This is a genomic window from Sandaracinus amylolyticus, from assembly GCF_000737325.1.
Lineage (GTDB): Bacteria > Myxococcota_A > Polyangia > Polyangiales > Sandaracinaceae > Sandaracinus > Sandaracinus amylolyticus.
On record NZ_CP011125.1, the window covers coordinates 3,712,769 to 3,728,100 of the forward strand.

Sequence of the window (15,332 nt, forward strand, 5' to 3'; positions counted from 1 at the left end):
TCCCGCGGATTCCTGGGCTCGTGAGGTGTCCACTGGTCTCGGTGTCCACCGATCCCGAGTTTGCGCGCGCGCGCGTTGATGCACCCGCATCTTCGCGCTCGTGGGACTGCGCGATCGCATCGCGGCACTGCTCGGGGTCTCGGCGTACGCGCCGCCGCCCGCGAACACGCCGTCGCTCGACTCGCGCGAGGTGAAGCGCGCTCGCGAGGTGCACGGCGGCCAGCTCGCGCCGATGCCCGCGAGCCAGACGCGTTGGTACCTCGACGACCTCGAGGCTGCGGTACATGCGGCCGACTCGGGGTGGCTCGGACAGGCAGCGCGCCTCATGCGCGACGCGCGCAGCGACGGCAAGTTCGCTGGCGTCCTCTCGACGCGCACCGGTGGCCTTGTGCGTCTGCCGAAGCGGTTCCGTGGCGACGCGGAGATGATCGCGGCGCTCGAGGTCGGGCACGAGCACGCGCGCAGCGTCTTCGACGAGATGTTCCCTGCGACCGAGCTCGCGCTGCTCGCCGCCGACGGCGTGCTGCTCGGTGTCGGCGTCGCCGAGCTCTGCGAGGTCCAGGGCCGCGACTACCCCGTCATGGTGCGGCGCGATCCCGAGTTCCTCGTCTACCGGTGGAACGAGGCGCGCTGGTACTTCCGCTCCATCATCGGGCTGATCCCGATCACGCCGGGCGACGGGCGGTGGATTCTGCACACCCCGGGCGGGCGCGAGGCCCCGTGGCAGAACGGGCTGTGGCGCGCGATCGGGAACGCGTACATCCGGAAGAGCCACGCGCGCGAGCACAAGGCGAATTGGGAGGCGAAGCTCGCCAACCCCGCGCGCGTCGCGACCGCGCCCGCCGGCGCGACGGATTCGCAACTCGACGAGTGGGTGCAGCAGGTCATGGCCTGGGGCATCAACACCGTGTTCGGGATGCGTCCCGGCTACGACGCGAAGCTCCTCGAGAGCAACGGTCGCGGCCACGAGTCGTTCGACAAGACGATCGACGACGCCGACGAGGAAATGACGGTCGCGATCGCCGGCCAGACGGTCACGACCGACGGTGGCGCGGGCTTCCAGAACAGCGACATCCACAAGTCGATCCGCGCGGACCTGATCAAGGAAACGTCCGACGGGCTCGCGTACACGATCAACACGCAGGGCATCCCGCCGTTCGTGCATGCGCGATGGGGCGAGGACGCGCTCGACCGCAGCCCCGTCGTCGAGTGGGACGTGACGCCCGCAAAGGACCGCAACTCGGAGGCGACCGCGCTCGTCTCCGTCGCGAACGCGATGAAAGGCCTCGACGAGGCGCTCGCGAAGCACGGCAAGAAGATCGACGTCGAGGCGATGTGCACGCAGTTCGGTCTGCGCACCACCGCCGCGACCGCTGACGAGATCGCGGCCGCGCTCGCCAACGCGTCGAAGCCGAAGCTCGAGCTCGTGCGGGGTGGCGCGTGATCGAACGCCGCTACGAACCGCACGGGCCGCTCGCGCTCGAGCCGAGCGCGTTCGGCATGCTGATGATGCTCGGGCGCGAGCCCGTAACCGCAGAGCGACGCGACGAAGTGTCGATCGTGCCGATCCGCGGCCCGCTCATGCACCACCGCGACCCGCTCTGCGAGTCGTACGACGACATCAAGGCGCTCGTCGCGCAGGAGCTCGCCGCGAAGCCGCGTGCGCTCGTGCTGCGGATCGACTCGCCCGGCGGGCTGGTCGCGGGCTGCTTCTCGACCGCGCGTGAGATCCGCGCGATGGCCCAGTCCGCTGGCGTGCGCGTCTACGCGTACGTCGACGGCTCGGCGTGCTCGGCGGCGTACGCGCTCGCGTGCGCGGCCGAGAAGATCGTCGTGCCCGAGGCGGGCATGGTCGGGTCGATCGGCGTGCGCGTTCCGCTCGTCGATGCGACGCAGGCGCAGGCGAACCAGGGCCTGCGCGTGACGATGGTCTCGTCGGGCGCGCGGAAGGCGGACGGCGATCCGACGACGCCGTTCTCGGAAGCCGCGCTGCGCGCGACGCGCGAGACCGTCGAGTCGCTCGCGAAGGTGTTCTTCGCGTGGGTGATGGAGACGCGTGGCGTCGACGAGGGATCGCTCGCGGCGCTCGAGGGCGCGCAGTTCACCGGCCGCGCTGCGGTCGCGCTGGGCCTCGCCGACGAGGTCTCGACGTTCGAGGACCTGCTCGCGTCGATCGCGAGCGGACAGCGTCCGGCCTCGGCCGGCGAAGCCAACGGGGAAGACGACATGAACGAAGAGGAGAAGGCTCGCGCCGCGCTGAAGGCCATCGTCGACGGCGACGGCGACGAGAAGGCCAAGGCGAAGGCGCGCAAGGCGCTCGCCGCGATCGACGACAAGGACGACGAGGAGGCCGCCGCGCCTCCGCCGCCCGATCCCAAGAAGGACGACGAGGGGGCGCGCGCTCCGGGCGCGAACGCACCGGCCGCGGCCAGCACGCCCGACGCGCTCTCGGCGCTCGCCGAGGTGCACAAGCTCCGCGCCGAGATCGCGGCGAAGGAGGAGGCCGCGGAGCGCGAGAAGCTCATCGCGTCGCGCCCCGACTTCGCGCCCGAGCTCGTCGCCGCGCTCGCGAACGCGCCGATGGCGACGGTGCGCGAGATGGTGACGAAGCTCCCGCGCGGCACCGTGAAGAACCCCGCGGCGGCGGCCGCGACGGTGCAGCCGACGCGTGGCGAGGGTCAGGGCGACGGCGGCGCGCCGCGCCTCGCGCCCGAGGCGAAGGCGCAACTCGACGCGGCGATGGGGCTTCTCGAGACGAAGCCCGGCGTCGTGTCGAAGGGCAACAAGCTCGTGCTCGGCGCTGCGGTGCCGGTGAAGGGGGCGTGAGATGGCCGAGCGGATGGTGCGCGAAGAGTTCTGGTCGCACGGCGAGTTCGTGCTGACCAGCGGCACGGTCGCGGAGAAGGGCAACGTCGCGTGCGCCGACCTGAGCGCCTCGGCCGAGGTCTGCCCGTCGAGAACGGACACCGACCTGATCCCGATCGGCCTCTTCGAGGAGTCGTTCACGGGCAACGGGACGCGGAAGGTGCGCGTGCGGTTCTTCACGCCGAAGCGCCTCTTCTGGCTCCCGAACGACGGGACGAACCCCGTCGCCGTCGGCGACATCTTCTCCGACTGCTACCTGACGCCCGCCGGTGCGGCGTCGATCCTGTCGACCGGCCGCTCGAAGGCGGGTCGCGTGTGGGCGGTGAGCGCGGCCAACGGCGTGCTCGTCGAGATGGCGGGCTGAGCGCTCCGCGGGCCTGACGACGAAGAAGGGAACACGGACCAATGAGCGCCCTCACCCCGGCTTTCCTGTTCGACCTCGAGTCGAACATGCGGACCATCACCACCAACGAGTTCGCGCGTCTCACGCGCAACCTCTGGTGGAACAAGATCGCGAAGCGCATCGACTCCAAGTCGAAGAAGGAGCGCATCGCGTGGCTCCTCGAGACCGCGAAGATCGAGCGCACCATCAAGGGCGGCGGCCAGATGGTGTTCGAGGACATCGTCGGCACGACCACCGAGTTCGAGAACGAGAACGCGGTCGCCGGCCTCAAGCTCAAGAAGGAGCAGCTCGAGGACCACGACGGCAACGGCGTGCAGCTCGCGACGCACTGGTCGAAGCAGGTCGGCGCGCTCGCGGCCTACTGGCCGCAGGAGGTCGTGGCGAACGCGATCAAGGCGAACCCCGTCACGTACGACGGCCTCGCGTTCTTCCACAACGCGCACCCGGTGAACCCGTTCGCGTCGGAGTACGGCACGTACGCGAACCTCTTCACGGGCGCGGCCGCGGGTGTCTATCCTGGCGCGCTCCCGATCGACGCGTCGGTGACCGTCGAGGTCGCGCTCGCCAACCTCCAGAAGGCGATCGCGTACATCGGCTCGATCAAGATGCCGAACGGCAAGAACCCGCGGAAGCTGCGCGTCTCCGCGATCATCGTGCCGCCGGCGCTGATGGCGCGCGCGGTCCAGCTCACGAACGCGAAGCTGATCGTGCAGTCGGCCGCGACCGGTGCTCTCGCCGGCGATGTCGAGGCCGTGATCCAGTACATGGCGCTCGGGCAGCCGATCCAGGCGGAGGAGTTCGGCGCGAACTTCGGCGGCTCGGACACCGACTACTACCTCGCGTGCGAGGAGATCACGTCGGACGAGCTCGGCGCGTTCGTCTACGTCGATCGCGAGCCGTTCCAGGTCGTGTACCACGGCCCGCTCACCGACGCGGAGCTCGCGCGCATGCGCGAACTGCAGTGGACCACCGAGGGGCGGAACACCGTCGGCCCGGGCCACCCCTACCAGTTGTTCAAGTGCCGCGCGACCTGAGCGCGCGCACGCACTGAGACCGCAGCGCACGACCACAACGGTCGTGTGCTGCGCGCTGCGATCGACGTAGCCGGGAAGGGGCCGGCGACACGTCGAGCGCGGCGCGCAGCGCACGCACGGCATCGCTCCGTCATCCCCATGCCCTACCTCGACACGAACGGATTCAAGGCGCTCACGATGATGCCGTCGACCAGCGTCGACGAGCTCGAGGTGATCGCCCCGGGCTGGCTCTCCGCGAAGCTCGCGGCGAAGAGCCGGTGGATCGATTCGCGTCTCGCGAAGCGCTACGCGGTGCCCTTCGACGAGTCGAACCCGCCCGAGGCGATCCGCGACTGGCTCGCGCGAATCGTCACGCTGAGCGCGTATCTGCGACGCGGCGTCGACGCGACCGACGAGCAGTTCGTCGAGATCCAGAAGGACGCCGAGAAGGCGGAGCAGGAGGTGCTCGAGGCGGCGAACGCCGAGACCGGCCTCTTCGAGCTCCCGCTGCGCAGCGCGACGAACGAGCACGGCATCACGCGCGGCGGCCCGCGCTCCTACAGCGAAGCGTCGCCGTACGTGTGGCGCGATCAGCAGGCGCGCGTCGGTCGCGAGGAAGATCGCAACCGCGGAGGGACGAGCCGTGGCTGACGGTCTCGCTGCCCTCGACTCGATGATCGAGCGCGTGCGCAAGCTGCCGTCGCTCCCTCGCGAGGCCGCGCCCAAGGTCGCGCGCGCGGTCGAGGGTGAACTGCGCGCGCAGATCGCGCGTGGCCAGTCGCCCGACGGCAAGCCGTGGCAGCCGACGCAGGACGGACGCCAGCCGCTTCGCAACGCCGCGACGGCGCTGTCGGTTCGCGTCGCGGGGAACGTCATCGTCGCGACGATCGAAGGTGTCTACGCGCGCCACCATCACGGCTGGGTTCGCGGCGGCGTGCGCCGTCAGATCCTCCCGCTCACCACGATGTCCGACTCGATGGCGCGCGCGGTGCGCGGAGCCGTCGTCGACGAGTTCCGAAAGACGATGCGAGGTGCGCCGTGAGCGACACGCTCGCGCTCGAGTACCTCTACGACTCGGTCGTCGCACGCTTCGCTGCGGACGCCGCGGCAGAAGACCCGCCGGGCACGCCGCCGGGTCAGTCGTTCGGATGGCGCGAGCCTCCCAAGCGCGACGCCGCGCCGCGCATCACGTGGGTGCCCGGCGACGACGCGTCGGGCGACCTCGGCGCGTACGACGCGGCACGAAACCCGGGCGCGAATCCGCGCGCGCTCGCAACGCTCCACGAGCTCGTCACCGTCTACGTCGAGGCGAGCGACCCGACCTCGCCGGAGAACGAACGCGCGCAGTACCGCGCGACGCGACTGCTCTACGACGCGTGGTTGCGCGCCGTGTACCTCGCGGCGCGCGGGATGTTCGAGATCCGCGTGCAGCGATGGATGAACGAGCGGTCGACGCGCCGACACGGCGCAGCGATCCGCGTGGTGCTCTCGATCGAGGCGATGGTGCCCGATGCGCCGTTCGAGACGGCGCCGGTCGACACCGAAGCGCTCGTGACGACGCACCTCGAACCCAACGACGACGAGGGCGAGACCGACACGGTCTCGGCGACGTGAGGAGAACGACGAGATGAGCCAGCCCGCAGTCAGGCAGACCGAGCTCGATGGCGCGCTCGGGATTCTTCCGCCGTCGTCCGGCGACATGCTCGCCGTGCTCGGCGTTTCGTCGACGGGCCCCGTCGCGACGCCGGCGGCGTACGGCAGCGTGAGCGCGCTCGTCGCCGACTTCGGCTCCGGCCCGCTCGTCGAGGCCGCGGCGCGTCACATCGAGACCACGGGCAACCGCGTGATCGTCGTGCGCACCGGGCAGACGACCTCGGGCGACGTCGGGACGATCGACGACGACGACGTCGCGGGCACGAGCGTGATCACCGAGACGACGGGGAACGCGCCCGTCGACGACTACGAGATCGTCGTCGAGATCGTGACCGGCGGCACGCGCGGTACGACCGGCATCACGTACCGGACGAGCCTCGACGGCGGGCGCACGTGGGGTGCGGTCACCGCGCTCGGCACCGCGACCGCCCTCGCGATCCCGGGAACGGGCGTGAGCTTCGATCTCGCGGCGGGCACGCTCGTCGCGGGCGACACGTGGTCGTGCCGCACCACGGCGCCGGCGCCGAACGGAACCGAGCTCGGCGCAGCGATCGACGCGCTCCGCGTGAGCGCGCTTCCGTGGGAGCTCCTGCACATCGCGACTCCGCTCGACGCGACCCTCTTCGACACCGTCGAAACCGCGTTCTCGTCGCTCGCGAGCTCGGGCAAGTACCGCGCCTGGATCGCGTCGGTGCGCATGCCGAACGCAGGCGAAACGGAAGCGCAGTACCTCACCGCGCAGTCGACGGCGTTCGCGTCGAAGGCGACGAAGGTCGGAGAGCTCTGCGCGGGCGCGTGCAAGCTCGTGTCGAGCGTCTCGCGCCGCACCTACCGGCGCCCGGTGTCGTTCGTGGTGGCGAGCCGCGAGGCGAACGTGCCGCACCACATCAACATCGCCGACATCAACCTCGGGCCGATCACCGGCTGCTCGATCCGCGACGAAAACGGCAACCCCGACGAGCACGACGAGTCGATCAACCCCGGCCTCGACGATGCGCGGTTCACGGTGCTGCGCACGTGGGAGGGCATCGCGGGCGTGTACGTGAACCGCCCGCGCATCTTCTCGGCCGAGGGCTCCGACTTCGACATCATGCCGAAGCGACGCGTGATGAACCTCGCGCGACGCGCGACGCGCGCGTACCTGCAGCGCCGGCTGAACCAGCCGATCCAGGTCGACCGCACCACGGGCTTCATCCTCGAGGAGGAGGCGCAGGAGATCGAGGCGGGCGGCAACGCCGCCCTCGCCGGTGTGCTCTCCGGCGCGCCGAAGGCGAGCGGCTGGTCGATGGTGCTCTCGCGCACCGACAACCTGCTTTCGACGAAGACGCTGACGGTCACCGATCGGATCGTCCCGCTCGCCTACGTCGAGTTCATCGAAGAGCAGATCGGCTTCGAGAACCCCGCGCTGCAGGTGCAGGCGGTCGGCTGAACCGCGCGCCGCGCGCGTGAGAGGAGACGACGATGGGCGACACGGTTCGCATCAACGGAGTGCAGATCTCGTGGTCGAGCGTGAAGCTCAAGATCGCGGGGCAGCCCTACTCCGGCATCAAGTCGATCGAGTACGCGGACGGCGTCGAGACGTCGCTCTCGTACGGGATGGGGAAGCACCACGCGCCGCGCGGTTCGACGCGCGGCAAGTACGTGCCCGAGCCCTTCGTGCTCGACTGCTTCACGAGCACCGCGAAGGCGATCCGCGAGGACCTCAACAAGCTCGCGGGGCGTCGCGGGATCGCGAACGTCCCCGTCGCGATCATTCTGCAGTACGTCGAGCCCGACGACGCCGTCATCACCGTCGAGGCGCTCGACGCGAAGCTGACGAAGAACGAGTCGAGCCACGAGGAGGGCCCCGACGCGCTCTCCGAGAAGCTTTCGTTCCAGCCGATGCGCATCAAGCGCAACGGGATCGCTCTCTACGACACGACGGAGGCCGGCGCGTGAGCACTGCACACGACGACCTCGACGCACGCCTCGCGAAGGCGCGCGCCGAGATGGAAGAGGTCGATCGCGCGCGCGAGGAGCGCGCGTCGCTCGATGCGAAGCGCGCGCGCGTCGAGGCGGCAGAGCGGGAGGTCGCGGACGCGAAGGCGATCGCCGCGGCCGAGGAGAAGTTCGGCCGCGACAAGATCGCCACGATCAAGACGCCGCTCGGCGTGGTGATCGTGAAGCGCCCGAACCACATGCACTACCGCAAGTTCATCGGCGCGAAGGACATCGGTCCGGACGAGGCAGAGCGGCTCGTGCTCACGTGCCTCGTGCATCCGAGTCGCGCGGCGTTCGAGCAGATCGTCGAGGAGTACCCGGCGATCCCGACGATCGCGGCGACGCAGGTCGTCGACCTCGCCGCCGGGCGGCAGGAGGAGCTCGCCGGAAAATCCTAGAGCTGCGGGGGAAGGCGCGCGGCGATCTCGGGATCGCCGGCGAGTGCCTCCTCGCAGCCCTCGGCCACGAGGACGAGCCCGAGACCGACGACGACCGAGACGCCGCGCACGTGCGCGCTCTCGTCGGCGCAACGCTGCTCGCAGAGGGACTGCGCGAGCTCGAAGCGATCCGGAAGGCCCTGACCACGACGAAGTGAGCCGATGGCGACCGAGACCGAAACCGCGAGATTCGCGCTCGAGCTACAGGACGGGATCAGCGATCCCGCCCGCGACGCCGATGCTGCGCTCTCGGCGCTTCGGCGGAAGATCGACGAGGACACGCGCTCGCTTCGACAGATGCAGCAGGCGATGGCACGCCTCCGCGGGAGCTCGCTCGCGAACAGCACCGTCGCGCGCGAGCTGCGCGACCGCATCGCCGCGCAGCGCCAGTCGCTCGCGCAGGCGCAGGCGCGGTACCTCGAGCTCGGGGGATCGCTCGACGCGCTCGGCGCGAAAGCGGGCAGCGCGAGCGGCGGGCTCGGGAAGCTGCTCGAGGCGGCGCAAGCGACGCCAGGACCGCTCGGTGGGCTGGTGAGCCGCGTCGGAGCGCTGCGCGCGCTCGTCGCGGGTGGGCCGCTACTCGCCGGCGTGCTCGGGCTCGCCGCAGGCTTCCTCACCATCGTGGTGGCGTCGACTGCGCTCGTCGGCGCTGTGGGCGCGGCGACGGCCGCGCTGCTGCGTTACGGGCTCGCGCAGGCCGAGGCGCGACGATCGGAGACGCTGCGCCTCGAGGGGCTGGTGCGCCTCCGCAGCGCGTACGGGCTCGCCGCCGGTTCGGCGACCGAGCTGCAGGCCGCGATCGATCGGGTGAGCGACTCGAGCGCGCTCGGGCGGAGCGAGGTCGGCGGCTACGCCGAGCAGCTCTACCGGATGGGTCTGCGCGGCGGCGCGCTCGAGGAAGCGCTCGACGGCATGGCGATCGCGGGGTCGGCGGGCGGCGAGCGGCTCGCACGCCGATTCGCTGGACTCGCGGTCGGAGCTGCGCGGATGGGCCGCTCGGTGCGGGCCGTCGCGGACGACTTCCGGGCCCGCTTCGGCGGCGTCGCTGCGGCGCAGGCGCTCGGCTTCGACCGGCAGATGCTGCGACTCCGACAGAACGTCTCGCGCATCTTCGACGGGCTGAAGATCGAGGGCCTCCTGCGCGCGCTGCGCATGGCGACGTCGCTCTTCTCGCAGTCGACGGCGAGCGGGCGCGCGCTCCGACAGATCGCCGAGGTCGTCTTCCAGCCGCTGATCGACGCTGCCGCGAACGGCGGCCCCGTCGTGCGCCGGGTCTTTCAGGGGATGATCCTGCGCGCGCAGGAGCTCACCATCCTCTTCCTGCGCGCGCGGAACGCGTTCGTGCGCGCGTTCGGCGGGCGCGACGTGCTCGGCGGGCTCGACATGCAGTCGCTCGCGCTGCGCGCGGGCGCGCTGCTCGTGACGAGCTTCGTCGCGGCCGTGGTGACGGCGACGATCGCGCTCGCCGGTTTCGCGACGGTGCTGGGCGTGGTCGCGGCGGGCGTCCTGGTGATGACGGCACCGATCCTCGCGGCGGTCGCTGCGCTCGGCGCGCTCGCGTACGCGGGCGTCACGTACGGCGAGCAGCTCATGACGGGCCTCGTGAGCGGCATCCAGAAGGGCCGCTCGCTCGTGGTCGCGACGCTCCGCGGCGTGGCAAGCGACGCGACGGCGGCGCTGCGCTCGGCGCTGCAGATTAGCTCGCCCTCGCGCGTGTTCGCGCAGCTCGGCGTGCAGATCCCGCGCGGCCTCGCGGAGGGCGTCGAGGCGGGCACGTCGGCCGCGAGCGGTGCGGTCGAGAGTATGGTCTCGGCCGAAGCGCCCCGCGCGGCGGCGCGTGGAGGCTCGTCGATCTCGATCTCGATCGGTGATGTGCACATCACCGCCGGGCACACCGACCAGCCGCGCGAACTCGCGCAGAACTTCGTCGACGAGGTCGTGCGCCTGCTCGAGGGCGCGAACATCGAGCTCGGGGGTGCCCGGTGACGTTCCGCCCGCTCACCGAGCCGATCGACTACATCGTGCTCGCGGGCCGACGCTCGCCGGGCATCGCGACGATCGAGGGCGCCGACACGCCGCGCGACTTCGACGAGCGACGTGGCTTCGGCGTGAGCTTCGCTCGCCTGCGCTTCCGCGGCGTGAAGCTCGCGCGCTTCAAGGTGCTGATCGAGCTCGTCACCGAGCAGGACTGGGACGACTGGCACACCTGGAAGGATCTCGTCGCGCGCCCGGAGATCGAATCCGACCCGCGTCGGCAGAGCTCGTCGATCTTCCCGCGGCTCACCGCGCCGCCGCTCGACATCGAGCACCCGATCCTCGCGGACCTCGGGATCACCGCGGTCGTGATCGAGAACGCGCTGCAGCCGGTGCAGACCGATCCCGGCAAGTGGGCGATCGAGATCCGCTGCATCGAGTATCGCGCGCCGATCGTCGCGCTCGAGCAGACGCAGGGCGCGCGTGATCGCCAGGGCGACAACATCGAGAGCCAGATCGAGCTGAACAGCCGCACAATCGCGGAGCTCTCGAATCCGGCGGGGCTCGCGGGCACATGACGGCGTTCGCGCACGTCAACGGTCACCCCGCGATCGCGATCGCGGTGCACGTGCCCGGCGTCGGTCCGTGGTGGGCCGACGTCACGCTCGAAGGCGATCCCGACCTCTCGGGCGCCGTGACGATCGGCATCGGCGAGCTCTCGCTCGAGGGCACCGTCGATCCTGGGCACTCGGGCACGCACGGTCTTCAGCGGCGCATGCGCGTCGTTGCTGGTGCTGGCGCGTGGGGATCGCTCCTCCGCGCCCGCAGCTACCACAACGATGCGCAGGTCCGCGCGCGCACGGTCGTCGAGGACGCGGCTCGCGAGGCCGGCGAGACGCTCGGCGACTTCGCGCCCGCGGCCGAGCGCATCGGCGTCGACTACGTGCGCCAGGCGGGCCCTGCTTCGCGCGCCCTCGAGGACGTGATCGGCGGCGTGCCGTGGTGGGTGGGCTACGACGGCGTCACCCGCGTGACCTCGCGCGCGAGCGTGGCGGCGGACCCCGCCGCGTACCAGGTGCTCGAGCACGTGCCCGGCGATCGCGTCGTGGTGCTCGCGGTCGACGATCCGCGCGCCGTGGTGATCGGCTCGGTGCTCTCGCAGGGCCTCGACGAGCCTCAGACGGTGCGCGAGCTCGTGCTCGAGGTCGCGCCCATCTCGGTGCGCGTGCGCGCGTGGTGCGGCGGCGTCGACGGCGCGCGCGGGCGCATCGCCGGCGCGCTGCGCGGGATCGTGCGGCTCGTGCGCGACGAGAAGCTCTTCGGGCTCTGGCGCTACCGCGTCGTGCGCGTGATCGGCACGGCCGAGGACCCGGACGGCGAGCGCCTCGAGCTGCAGGCGGTGCGCCGCGATGCCGGTCTGCCCGACCTGCTCGCGGTCGACATGTGGCCCGGGATCGCGGGCGCGCACTCGAAGCCCGCGCTCGGCGCCGAGGTGCTCGTCGAGTTCGTCGAGGGCGACCGGCGCTTGCCGATCGTGGCGCACTTCGGCGGCCGCACCGCGCCCGGCTACGTCCCGCAGCGCCTCGTGCTGAGCGCGTCGAGCGCGGTGGTGATCGGCAGCCACGACGCCGACGACGCGCCGTCGCTCGCGTCGAAGTCGAACGAGCTGTTCGACAGCATCGCCGCGGCGCTCGACGCGTTCTGCACGCCCCTTCCCGTCGCGAACGACGGCGGCGCGGCGCTGCAGACGGCGGTTAGGGCGGTCTGGCCGGGGCGCGCGTCCGGCGCGATCCCGCCGGGTCCTCCGACGCCCGCGGCGGACGTTGGCTCGACGAAGGTGGTGATCGAGTGAGCGACCTCGTGCGAGACGCGATCGCGGCCGAGCTCGCGTTGCTCGAGCGAGAACTGCCGACGCCCGCTGCGCCCTTCGGCTACGGCGCCGACCTCTCGTGCGCGTCGGACCTCACGCCGACGATGGAGAGCGTCGATCCGTTCTCGACGCGCGCGATCGCGGAAGCTGCGGCGCGCCGTCTCGACACGCCGCGCGGCTCGTTGGTCGACGATCCGGACTATGGGCTCGACCTCCGCTCGTACCTGAACCGCGGCACGACGGCGGCGGACATCAACACGCTCGCCGATCGGGTGCGCACAGAGGTCGCGAAGGACGATCGCATCGCGCGCGTGCGCGTCGTCGTGACGCCGAGCGCAGACGGTTCCGAGCTCCGCGTCGCGCTGCAGATTCAGCCGGTCGACGCGAACGCTGGCCCGTTCTCCCTGACGCTCGCCGTGACGAGCGCGGGCGTGCTGATCGAGGAGCTGCGATGACGCTCGACGAGCTCACGAGACCGCTCACGCCCGCCGAGGTGCGCGAGTTCATCTACGCCGCGATCGCCGCGCGAGGTGGCAGCCCGACGACGTGGAAGTCCGGCGCGCCGACGCGAACGATCATCGCGGGGCTCGCGATCGTCGTGTCGGGGATGTCGCAGCTCACGGCCGCGATCGCTAAGAGCGGCTTCCTGGAGCTCGCGGAGGGCGACTGGCTGACGCTCGTCGCGCAGTACGTCTATGGCGTCGAGCGGAGCGCGGGCACGTTCGCGGCCGGCACCGTCACGATCGACAACACGGGCGGCGGCATCTACGCGCTCGACCCCGGGGACCTGATCGTCATCAACACGACGACGGGCAAGGGCTATCGGAACGTCGCGGCGGTCTCGATCAACGCGGGCCAGACCGGCGTGGCCGTCGACGTCGAGGCGCTCGAGCTCGGTTCCGACAGCACGTCGCTCGCAGGAGAAATCGACGGCTTCGGGACCGCTCATCCTGGGCTCACGGTCACGAACGCTGCCGCGCTGATCGGGACGGACCCCGAGGACGACGAGGCGCTGCGTGAACGGTGCCGCGCGAAAACCGGAACGTTGTCGCCGAACGGCCCTCGGGACGCCTACGTCTATGTCGCGAAGAGCGCGACGAAGGACGACGGTACGACCGCGGGGGTCACGCGGGTGCGTACCGTGGCGGACGGCATCGGTGGTGTGACCGTCTACGTCGCGAGCGCGAGCGGGAGTATGCCGGGCAGTGTCGGCGACACGAGCACGGCTCTGGGCGCGGTCGATGACGCGATTCAGCGTCAGGTCACGCCTCTCGCGATCACCGCGACGACCGTGAGCGCGACGCCCCTGATTGTTCCCGTGACCTACGAAGTGTGGGTGAGGGACACGTCGGGGCTCTCGAACGCCGAGATCGAAGATCGCGTCGATGATGCGCTCGCGACGTTCATGGCGTCGCAGCCCATCGGCGGGTCGTTGCTGCCGGGCGAGTCGACGGGTCGCCTGTACAAGACCGCTGTCGAAGCAGCGATCGACGGCGCACTGCGCGCGATCGATGACGCCGACGGCTTCATCCTGCGTCGCGCCGTGACCGTGCCCGCGGGCGACACTGACCTCGCGAGCAACCAAGCGCCGACCGTCGGCACGCGAACGCCGACGATCCACCAGGTCGCCGAGGGCACGCTCTGATGGCACGCCTCTCCGCAGTGGGCGCGGTCCGTCGCCTCACGCCGCCGTGGCTCCGACGCACGCACGGCGCGCGCGTGACGGAGGGCATGGCCGACGCGCTCGATCACCTCGTCGAGCGCGCCGTGCACGGCGTAAAGCTGCGTTTCCCCGGCGCGCCGCCGCGCCCCATCGACGAGGGCGCGCTCGCGCTCACCGGCCGAGAGCGACGCATCCGGCGCGGTCCGCGTGAGCCCGCGGCCAGGTACGCCGCGCGACTGCTCACGTGGTGGGACGCGCATCGCACGCGCGGGGGCCCGTACGCGCTGCTCGAGCAGATGCGCGCGTACTTCCTCGACTCGCTCCGCGTCCGCATGGACGTCGTCTATCACTCGGGCACCCGCCGTTGGATGGACGAGGACGGCGCGATCACGCGCGACGCGATCACGTGGAACGCGGACGGCTCGGATCACTGGGCGCGGATCTGGATCTTCCTCTACGTCGACGACGCGCTCGTCGAGGACGAGCTCGTCACGCACGACGGCGAGGGGCTCGTTACGCACGACGGCGAGGAGCTTGTCGCGCTGTCTGGGTCGCTGATCGTCGGCGGCACCGTCAGCGACGAGAACGCCGAGGAGATCGTCGCGGTTCCGCGCGAGTGGAGCGCCGCACACGTCGAGCGAACGACGGTCGTCCTGCTCTACGGCGCCGCGCGTCTCTGGAACTACGCGCAACCGGTCCCGAGCTGGGCCGCATGGGGCGCCTCCGGCGCGACGTGGGGCGGCCCGACGCCCGTGCTTCTCACCATCGAGGGTTGAGCGATGCCGCAGAACATCACCGACACGTCGACGTTCACGGATCCGATCGTGATCCCGGCGGATGCCGATCCCGCCGACCTCACGTACATCGAGACGCTCGCGCAGGGACTCGCGAACCGGACGCGGTTCCTGCGCGACTACTGCACCGACCAGGGCGTTCAGCTTCCCGCGGCGACCCAGCACATCCGGTACATCGGCGCGCAGGCGGCGCAGCCGGGCATGGAGACGGACGGCGCGCCACGATGGCGAGCGCGTCTCCTCGGAGCACCGCCGGACAACTTCGACGGCGCGTGGCGATCGAACGCGTCGTTCGCCGAGCTGTTCCTCGATCTCACCCCGCGACTTGTGCGCGGCGGGACGCTGATCCGCGTGCGTGCGCTCGTTCGACCGGGCGCCACGCTCGCCGCGCGCGGCGGCGCCGGGAACGGCGTGCAGGCCGCGGTGTTCGGCGTCTCGTTCGGCGCCTCGTTCGCGGCGCCGGCGATCACGACGACGCACGTGGGCACGACCGACGAGGACGACGGCACGACGAACCTGCAGTGGCTGCAAGTCGACCTCGCGCCCTCCGGCGTCGCGGTGAGCACCTACGCGACCTGGTACCTGCGCCTCTACGCGGGCGTCGATGGCGACACGAACCGCGATTTTTTCTACGGCGCGATGGTCGAAGTCGCGTCGCCGACGATCCGCAACGACTGAGG

General features: G+C 71.1%; 17 protein-coding genes. All 17 read left to right on the top strand.

Annotation, left to right across the window (positions count from 1 at the left end; translation table 11 throughout):
- Window positions 1-100 precede the first annotated feature (100 nt).
- The 17 genes from DB32_RS15715 to DB32_RS15795 all read left to right on the top strand — a co-directional run bounded on the left by DB32_RS15715 (window position 101) and on the right by DB32_RS15795 (window position 15,330).
- Entirely contained in the window at window positions 101-1,444 is a 1,344-nt protein-coding gene (locus DB32_RS15715; RefSeq protein ID WP_053233280.1) for a phage portal protein family protein, read from the top strand.
- A complete protein-coding gene (locus DB32_RS15720; protein WP_053233281.1) occupies window positions 1,441-2,826 on the top strand; it encodes a S49 family peptidase in 1,386 nt (461 codons plus the stop codon). The genes DB32_RS15715 and DB32_RS15720 overlap by 4 nt, the downstream gene beginning before the upstream one ends.
- Window position 2,827: 1 nt before the next feature.
- A complete protein-coding gene (locus DB32_RS15725) occupies window positions 2,828-3,229 on the top strand; it encodes a hypothetical protein (protein WP_053233282.1) in 402 nt (133 codons plus the stop codon).
- Window positions 3,230-3,270: 41 nt separating this feature from the next.
- A complete protein-coding gene (locus tag DB32_RS15730) occupies window positions 3,271-4,302 on the top strand; it encodes a Mu-like prophage major head subunit gpT family protein (protein WP_053233283.1) in 1,032 nt (343 codons plus the stop codon).
- Window positions 4,303-4,440: 138 nt separating this feature from the next.
- The gene (locus DB32_RS15735) at window positions 4,441-4,932 is read left to right on the top strand and encodes a phage protein Gp36 family protein (RefSeq protein WP_053233284.1); all 492 of its coding nucleotides are present in this window, start codon (window positions 4,441-4,443) and stop codon (window positions 4,930-4,932) included.
- A complete protein-coding gene (locus tag DB32_RS15740) occupies window positions 4,925-5,323 on the top strand; it encodes a phage virion morphogenesis protein (RefSeq protein WP_053233285.1) in 399 nt (132 codons plus the stop codon). Before DB32_RS15735 ends, DB32_RS15740 begins: the two co-directional genes overlap by 8 nt.
- The gene (locus tag DB32_RS15745) at window positions 5,320-5,895 is read left to right on the top strand and encodes a hypothetical protein (RefSeq protein WP_053233286.1); all 576 of its coding nucleotides are present in this window, start codon (window positions 5,320-5,322) and stop codon (window positions 5,893-5,895) included. Before DB32_RS15740 ends, DB32_RS15745 begins: the two co-directional genes overlap by 4 nt.
- Window positions 5,896-5,908: 13 nt before the next feature.
- On the top strand, window positions 5,909-7,363 hold the full coding sequence (locus DB32_RS15750) for a DUF2586 family protein (protein WP_157069075.1): 1,455 nt from the start codon (window positions 5,909-5,911) through the stop codon (window positions 7,361-7,363).
- Between the two features lie 32 nt (window positions 7,364-7,395).
- The gene (locus tag DB32_RS15755) at window positions 7,396-7,872 is read left to right on the top strand and encodes a hypothetical protein (protein ID WP_053233288.1); all 477 of its coding nucleotides are present in this window, start codon (window positions 7,396-7,398) and stop codon (window positions 7,870-7,872) included.
- Complete coding sequence (locus tag DB32_RS15760) at window positions 7,869-8,312, top strand: hypothetical protein (protein WP_053233289.1); 444 nt, start codon at window positions 7,869-7,871, stop codon at window positions 8,310-8,312. Before DB32_RS15755 ends, DB32_RS15760 begins: the two co-directional genes overlap by 4 nt.
- 348 nt (window positions 8,313-8,660) lie before the next feature.
- On the top strand, window positions 8,661-10,337 hold the full coding sequence (locus tag DB32_RS15765) for a coiled-coil domain-containing protein (RefSeq protein WP_157069076.1): 1,677 nt from the start codon (window positions 8,661-8,663) through the stop codon (window positions 10,335-10,337).
- Window positions 10,334-10,903 (top strand): hypothetical protein, encoded by a 570-nt coding sequence (locus tag DB32_RS15770; protein ID WP_053233291.1) that lies wholly within the window; start codon window positions 10,334-10,336, stop codon window positions 10,901-10,903. The genes DB32_RS15765 and DB32_RS15770 overlap by 4 nt, the downstream gene beginning before the upstream one ends.
- Window positions 10,900-12,177, top strand: coding sequence for a hypothetical protein (locus tag DB32_RS15775; protein ID WP_053233292.1), 1,278 nt, complete (start codon window positions 10,900-10,902; stop codon window positions 12,175-12,177). The genes DB32_RS15770 and DB32_RS15775 overlap by 4 nt, the downstream gene beginning before the upstream one ends.
- Window positions 12,174-12,650, top strand: coding sequence for a GPW/gp25 family protein (locus tag DB32_RS15780; protein ID WP_053233293.1), 477 nt, complete (start codon window positions 12,174-12,176; stop codon window positions 12,648-12,650). The genes DB32_RS15775 and DB32_RS15780 overlap by 4 nt, the downstream gene beginning before the upstream one ends.
- Window positions 12,647-13,840, top strand: a complete 1,194-nt coding sequence (locus DB32_RS15785; RefSeq protein WP_053233294.1) for a baseplate J/gp47 family protein — start codon at window positions 12,647-12,649, stop codon at window positions 13,838-13,840. The genes DB32_RS15780 and DB32_RS15785 overlap by 4 nt, the downstream gene beginning before the upstream one ends.
- The gene (locus tag DB32_RS15790; protein ID WP_157069077.1) at window positions 13,840-14,634 is read left to right on the top strand and encodes a hypothetical protein; all 795 of its coding nucleotides are present in this window, start codon (window positions 13,840-13,842) and stop codon (window positions 14,632-14,634) included. The genes DB32_RS15785 and DB32_RS15790 overlap by 1 nt, the downstream gene beginning before the upstream one ends.
- 3 nt (window positions 14,635-14,637) lie before the next feature.
- A complete protein-coding gene (locus DB32_RS15795; RefSeq protein ID WP_053233296.1) occupies window positions 14,638-15,330 on the top strand; it encodes a hypothetical protein in 693 nt (230 codons plus the stop codon).
- The last annotated feature ends 2 nt before the right edge of the window (window positions 15,331-15,332 follow it).

Bases quoted from the DNA above. Each gene is read 5' to 3' on its own strand.
- DB32_RS15725 (WP_053233282.1), top strand. From the start codon at position 2,828: ATGGCCGAGCGGATGGTGCGCGAAGAGTTCTGGTCGCACGGCGAGTTC.
- DB32_RS15730 (WP_053233283.1), top strand. From the start codon at position 3,271: ATGAGCGCCCTCACCCCGGCTTTCCTGTTCGACCTCGAGTCGAACATG.
- DB32_RS15735 (WP_053233284.1), top strand. From the start codon at position 4,441: ATGCCCTACCTCGACACGAACGGATTCAAGGCGCTCACGATGATGCCG.
- DB32_RS15750 (WP_157069075.1), top strand. From the start codon at position 5,909: ATGAGCCAGCCCGCAGTCAGGCAGACCGAGCTCGATGGCGCGCTCGGG.
- DB32_RS15755 (WP_053233288.1), top strand. From the start codon at position 7,396: ATGGGCGACACGGTTCGCATCAACGGAGTGCAGATCTCGTGGTCGAGC.
- DB32_RS15765 (WP_157069076.1), top strand. From the start codon at position 8,661: ATGGCACGCCTCCGCGGGAGCTCGCTCGCGAACAGCACCGTCGCGCGC.
- DB32_RS15775 (WP_053233292.1), top strand. From the start codon at position 10,900: ATGACGGCGTTCGCGCACGTCAACGGTCACCCCGCGATCGCGATCGCG.
- DB32_RS15785 (WP_053233294.1), top strand. From the start codon at position 12,647: ATGACGCTCGACGAGCTCACGAGACCGCTCACGCCCGCCGAGGTGCGC.
- DB32_RS15790 (WP_157069077.1), top strand. From the start codon at position 13,840: ATGGCACGCCTCTCCGCAGTGGGCGCGGTCCGTCGCCTCACGCCGCCG.
- DB32_RS15795 (WP_053233296.1), top strand. From the start codon at position 14,638: ATGCCGCAGAACATCACCGACACGTCGACGTTCACGGATCCGATCGTG.